This is a genomic window from Peribacillus sp. P4_C12, assembly GCF_056402095.1.
Genome location: NZ_JBFUIB010000241.1, coordinates 1 through 5,645, shown reverse-complemented (window position 1 = coordinate 5,645; position 5,645 = coordinate 1). Strand labels below are relative to the sequence as shown.

Sequence of the window (5,645 nt, the reverse complement as noted above, 5' to 3'; positions counted from 1 at the left end):
ATCTATAATCACAACTTCTCTCATTTTCCCACCGCCTCTTCATTTTTAGTATAGTCGTATACACCTTTACCAGACTTGCGACCGAGCCGGCCTGCTTTTACATACTGTTCAAGAAGCGGTGCCGGACGATATTTCTCACCAAGTTTACTATGTAAATATCTTAAATTATTTAAACGGGCATCCAGTCCCACTAAATCCCCAAGTTCAAATGGTCCCATTGGATAATTCAGTCCAAGTTTTATTGCCTTATCGATTTCTTCAGGTGTACCTAATCCTTCTTGAAGCATATAGAACGCTTCATTTCCAACCAGACAGCTAATTCTGCTTGTTACAAAACCAGGGAATTCGTTAATGACTACTGTCTCTTTCCCCATTTTCTCAGCAACCTCTTTTATTACCGCTGCCGTTTCATCACTGGTTTCAAGGCCACGAACAATTTCTACTAATGGCATTTTTTGTACAGGATTGAAAAAATGCATCGCTATCGTTTTTTCAGGACGCTTTCCATAAGAACCAATTTCAGTCGGGCTCATAGTGGAAGTATTAGTAGCAAAATAGCAGTTTTCTTGTGCATGTTCTTCAATTGTTTCAAAAACGGATTTCTTAATTTCTGTCTGTTCTGGAACTGCCTCTATAATTAGATCAGCTTTTGCAGCCGCTTCTTCTAAATTGGAAGAATATAAAAATCTGTTTTTTGCTGCAGCCGCTTCTTCTTGGGTAATTTTCTTGTAGTGCACACCTTTTTCGAAGATCGTTTCAATCTCTTTCTTTGCACTTTCCAATGCATCTGGATTCACATCTACCAATATTACGTCAAAGCCTCCCGTTGCCCCTACATAGGCTATACCTCTGCCCATAACTCCAGAACCTACAACCACTATATTTCTAATCATTCGATCATTCTCCTTTAAAATAGATAAAGCTGGCTGCAATGAATCAGATCAGCATTCAACTATACCTGAATTACTTTTCTGACAGATTATTCAGCCAGCTTCCTATTCAATGTTTTTATTTAATACCAAAAGGATTTAATGGACGGCTTCCATGATAGGAAATGATACTTTTTGTTTCTGTATAAAGATCCAATGTTTCAATGCAAAGTTCCCGGCCAAATCCTGATTGTTTATAGCCGCCGAAAGGTGTTCCTGGAAAAGCTGAGAATGGACAGTTGACCATGACAATCCCTGCTTCGATTTGATTTGCCACACGAGTTGCGCGGCCGCCATCCTTTGTCCAAAGGGCAGAACCCAAACCAAATTCCGTATCATTAGCTAGTCTAATGGCCTCTTTTTCATCTTTGAACTTCATGATAACGACAACTGGGCCAAATATTTCTTCTTTAACGACATCCATGTCATGATTAACATTCGCAATGACTGTCGGCTCATACCAATAACCACTTTCAAAGCCTTCAATGACAGCTTGTTTTCCACCCACTAGGATTTCTGCTCCATCAGCAATAGCAGATTGAACATATTTTTCGATAACATCCAATTGTCCCTGATCAATGACTGCACCTACATGCGTTTCTTTATCTAATGGATTGCCTAATTTCAGTTTTTTCGTTTTTTCTACGAATCTAGTGACAAACTCATCGTAAATATCTTCATGTACGTATAAACGTGATCTCGCCTCACAAGATTGACCTGTATTGTAGAAAATACCATATAGGGATCCATCAATAGCTGCTTCAATGTCAGCGTCTTCAAAGACAATATTAGGAGATTTTCCGCCAAGCTCCAATGTTACCCTTTTTAATGTCTGCGAGGCTTTGCCCATAAGGTCTCTTCCGATTGGCGTAGATCCTGTGAAAGCTACTTTATTCACTTTCGGATGTTCAACAAGATAATTCCCTACATCAGATCCAGGACCAGGAATGATATTGACTACCCCAGAAGGAACGCCTGCTTCCATACAAATTTCACCTAATACAATGGCAGTAAGTGGAGTTAAAGATGCTGGCTTAACAATGACAGAACAGCCCACTGCAATAGCTGGTGCAATTTTCCAAGCTGCCATCATCATTGGATAGTTCCAAGGAATGATTTGCGCACATACTCCCACAGGTTCTTTTTCCGTATAGTTATGGAATTGACCTGGAACATTATTGACTGATCCACGATGTCCAACTAAAGCTCCCGCATAAAACTCGAAGTCTTCTATCGCCTGCATAACTTGACCTTGTGCTGCAGAAATGGATTTTCCACTGTTCAAAACCTCTAATTCTACTAATTCATTGAAGCGTGAACGCATAATAGCCGCAATTTTGTTTAATACACGAGACCGCTTATTGATCGGTGTTTTTTTCCATTTGCCATTATCAAATGCTTCACGTGCAGCTTGCACTGCTTTTTCTGCATCTTCCTTAGTAGCCTTCGCAACCTTGGCAATGATTTCCCCAGTCGCAGGATTAATGGCATCAATGGTAGCTCCGTTAGAACTTTCCACTCTTTCGCCGTTAATAATTAGGTGGTAATAATCACGCTTCGTTTCTGCTTTTTCAAATACTGTTTCTTGAACTTTAACCATGTAATCCCACTCCCTTTTTTATATTATTTCCCAATAAATTGAGCTTTTCTTTTCTCTGCAAAGGCTGTTACACCTTCAGAATAATCTATCGTTAAGCCAGCAATTCGCTGACCTTCTGCTTCTTCTTTTAAATATTCTTCTAATGAAAGGTGATAAGATGCCTCTAAGTATCTTTTGATTAACCCAATTGCTTTCGTAGGTTTGCTTGCGATGTTTTCTGCAAAGGCTTTCACTTGCTCGTTCCATTCTTCCACACTGATTACTTTTGTAGCTAGACCCATGTTTTTCGCCTCAGCTGCAGGTACCTTTTCTCCAAATACGGATAATTCCAATGCTTTTGCATGACCAACAATTCGCGAAAGGTAATATAGATTTCCTGAATCAGGAATCAAACCAATGTTGACAAAAGCATTTAAAAAACTGGCTTTCTCGGAAACAAGACGGAAATCACATGCCAGTGCCAGACTGAAGCCAGCCCCTGCAGCCACTCCATTTACGGCTGCAATAATTGGTTTTTCACAGCTTGCTATTTGCTGCATCATCGGGCTGTAATCTTCCCGGAGCATTTTCCCTAAATTTACATCTTCATCCACTTCAGATAAATCTTGTCCTGAACAAAAGGCCCTGCCTTCCCCAGTAATGATAATGGCACGTACTTCATCAGAGCTTGCCGATGTTTTGATCGCTTTTTGTATCTCCCTATTCATTTGGGACGTAAAGGCATTTAGTTTATCAGGACGGTTTAAAGTTAGCCATGCCACTCCGTTTTCAACCCTATATGTGATTGTTTCGTACATAGAGCACTCCTTATTCGCCTGTAAAATTAGGCTTTCTTTTTTCAACAAATGCTTTCATTCCTTCTTTTTGGTCCTCTGATGCAAAAAGAATATAGAAGTTCTTCCGTTCATATTGCATTCCCTCATATAAGGAATAATCAACGGCTTTATTTACGGATTCTTTAATCATCCTAACTGCTAGCGGGGGTTGTTTGGCTATCTTTCTTGCAAAATCAACCGTTTCCTCCATTAACAATTCTGGTGCAACAATTTTATTAATAAAGCCGTATTGTAATGCTGTTTTTGCATTGATCCTTTCGGCAGTCAATATCCATTCAAGTGCCTTCGTTTTGCCTACCAATTTCGTTAGTCTTTGTGTTCCGCCTGCACCAGGCATGACTCCMAGAGTAACTTCAGGAAAGGAAAACTGTGTGTCACTAGCGGCGATCAAAAAGTCACAGGATAAAGCAAGTTCAAAACCGCCACCGAATACAAAACTTTTTACCGCACCAATCACGGGCTTTTTAACTAGACCCATTCGGTCCCAATCAGCAAACTGGTTAGTTAACTCCATACTGATTGGATTGTCATTCACCATCTCATCAATGTCAGCTCCAGCAGAGAATGCTTTTCCATTGCCCGTCAGCAAAATCACCTTCACTTCGGAATCGCGGTCAAATGCTTCCATAGAAGAAACAATTTCGCTGACCATTTGTCGATTCAATGCATTCAATTGCTTTGGGCGATTTAAAAAGATATAGCCAATTCCGTCCTCAATTGACGTTTCAGTAAATTGAAGCGCATTCATTTTACTTCTTCACCAATCATCATCGTTACAAGTTTCCCTGCAAAGCCCATTAAATCTTTTCCTGATGCTTTTCCTTCAGGAGAACGCATGCCTTGTTGAAGTGCTTCATGGTCTTCATAATACATTTCACATAGAATGTGATATTCAGAGTCTTTGCCCATTGGGGTTCCGACTATTTTAGTGACTTCCATTTTTTGAAGACCAGGGATTTTTTCCGTGATTGGACCGTGTACATTGAAATAGTGCTCATCAAACGCTTCCTTATTTTCAGGCTGCTTGTATAGGGCTATTAACTTTACCATTTGAATACCTCCATATTTAGATAGTTTTTATCATAGGTTTCATCGCTTCGAACGGATTTTTACATGCTTTGCAATATAAGATACTACGGCAAGCTGTTGGGCCGAATATGTTTTCCATCGTGACATAGGTAGATTCACAATACGGGCAATCTATATGCCATGATCCATCTTTTTTCATTTGTCGAGGAGGAGGGGAGATCCCAAAAACCTTTAATCCCGCTTTCCCCTTTTCCGTAATCCGGTCAGATGTCCAGGAAGGGGAACGTAGAAATTCCACACTTACATTTCTAACGGCAGTCAGCTGTTTAATGGCTGTCTCCACATTTTTCTGAATGATGGACAGTGCGGGACATCCTAGAAAAGTTGGAAGCATTTTCACTGAAACGTCCGGCCCCGAAACCGTCACATTCTCAACCATCCCTAAATCCAGAATACTGACTGTATCGATTTCGGGATCTTTAACGTCTTCCAGGAGTTTATATATTTCTTCTGTGTTTAACATTACGGTCGACATAGTACCCCTCCCCTTTTTCTAATATTTCACCAAGTTGCTGTTTTATCGCTTGCGTATACTTCGCTTAACGTTTCTAGCGCTTTTTCTAAATCTTCTGTATGCTGACCAGTGCGTCCATCGCCTTTGACCATTCCGACTTTAATAGAGCACGCCACCCCTACACTTTCAAAAACAGGTGTGACTTCCTGAATCCACTTATTCAATAAAACCGCTTCATCTTCTATCAAACCCTGCTTCACCATTTCAACTCGATAATGACCAAGTGAAAATACTCCTTGAAAATCCTGTAACGTTTTCTCAATAGCTGCTTTCATTCGTGAAACTGCTTCTTCGTGACCTGAACCCAGCAATTGGATGAACCATGTTTTCCAGTGCATCAAATGATAGTAAAGTTCCATCTGTACCTTTTGGGCTACTTCAGCCAGCGGCTCATATGAACTTGAATGAAGGGATTGAATCTTAATCGCTTTAGCTTGGGTATATAAATAATTTCGTACTACCGCAAAAGCCCAATCATAATCCGGGTCTTCCATATAGTTTCCAGGACCATTGACCACTTCCAAAATTATCGCATTACGACGTTCTTTCGCGGGACGATCGTGGGCTAGCTGATCTGCATCCCCTTCACCAAGTTCTTCCAATAATTTAAAGAATATGGCTGCATGCCCCATCGTATCTTGGGCTATCGAGGAAGATGCTACATCTTCCTCGATATG

At 40.5% G+C, this 5,645-nt stretch carries 7 protein-coding genes; all 7 read right to left on the bottom strand.

What is annotated here, in order from left to right:
* Positions 1-20 precede the first annotated feature (20 nt).
* Positions 21-893, bottom strand: coding sequence for a 3-hydroxyacyl-CoA dehydrogenase (locus AC1DUW_RS19995; RefSeq protein WP_053344776.1), 873 nt, complete (start codon positions 891-893; stop codon positions 21-23).
* A 115-nt stretch (positions 894-1,008) separates the two neighbouring features.
* Positions 1,009-2,529 carry an aldehyde dehydrogenase family protein gene (locus AC1DUW_RS19990; protein ID WP_098176528.1) on the bottom strand — a complete coding sequence of 507 codons (1,521 nt, stop codon included), beginning with the start codon at positions 2,527-2,529 and terminating at the stop codon, positions 1,009-1,011.
* A 23-nt stretch (positions 2,530-2,552) separates the two neighbouring features.
* Positions 2,553-3,326, bottom strand: a complete 774-nt coding sequence (locus tag AC1DUW_RS19985; protein ID WP_477643275.1) for an enoyl-CoA hydratase-related protein — start codon at positions 3,324-3,326, stop codon at positions 2,553-2,555.
* 10 nt (positions 3,327-3,336) lie between these two features.
* Positions 3,337-4,113: an enoyl-CoA hydratase/isomerase family protein gene (locus AC1DUW_RS19980; protein WP_053344773.1), complete on the bottom strand. Its 777-nt coding sequence runs from the start codon at positions 4,111-4,113 to the stop codon at positions 3,337-3,339.
* Complete coding sequence (locus tag AC1DUW_RS19975; protein ID WP_053344772.1) at positions 4,110-4,415, bottom strand: EthD family reductase; 306 nt, start codon at positions 4,413-4,415, stop codon at positions 4,110-4,112. Before AC1DUW_RS19975 ends, AC1DUW_RS19980 begins: the two co-directional genes overlap by 4 nt.
* 16 nt (positions 4,416-4,431) lie before the next feature.
* The gene (gene paaD, locus AC1DUW_RS19970; protein WP_053344771.1) at positions 4,432-4,929 is read right to left on the bottom strand and encodes a 1,2-phenylacetyl-CoA epoxidase subunit PaaD; all 498 of its coding nucleotides are present in this window, start codon (positions 4,927-4,929) and stop codon (positions 4,432-4,434) included.
* Between the two features lie 26 nt (positions 4,930-4,955).
* The coding region (paaC, locus tag AC1DUW_RS19965) for a 1,2-phenylacetyl-CoA epoxidase subunit PaaC (protein WP_477643274.1) at positions 4,956-5,645 on the bottom strand (690 nt) is incomplete at its 5' end.

What these genes read in the sequence shown, in the direction of transcription:
- AC1DUW_RS19995 (WP_053344776.1), bottom strand. Translation starts at nt 893, where the DNA reads ATGATTAGAAATATAGTGGTTGTAGGTTCTGGAGTTATGGGCAGAGGT.
- AC1DUW_RS19990 (WP_098176528.1), bottom strand. Translation starts at nt 2,529, where the DNA reads ATGGTTAAAGTTCAAGAAACAGTATTTGAAAAAGCAGAAACGAAGCGT.
- AC1DUW_RS19985 (WP_477643275.1), bottom strand. Translation starts at nt 3,326, where the DNA reads ATGTACGAAACAATCACATATAGGGTTGAAAACGGAGTGGCATGGCTA.
- AC1DUW_RS19975 (WP_053344772.1), bottom strand. Translation starts at nt 4,415, where the DNA reads ATGGTAAAGTTAATAGCCCTATACAAGCAGCCTGAAAATAAGGAAGCG.
- paaD (WP_053344771.1), bottom strand. Translation starts at nt 4,929, where the DNA reads ATGTCGACCGTAATGTTAAACACAGAAGAAATATATAAACTCCTGGAA.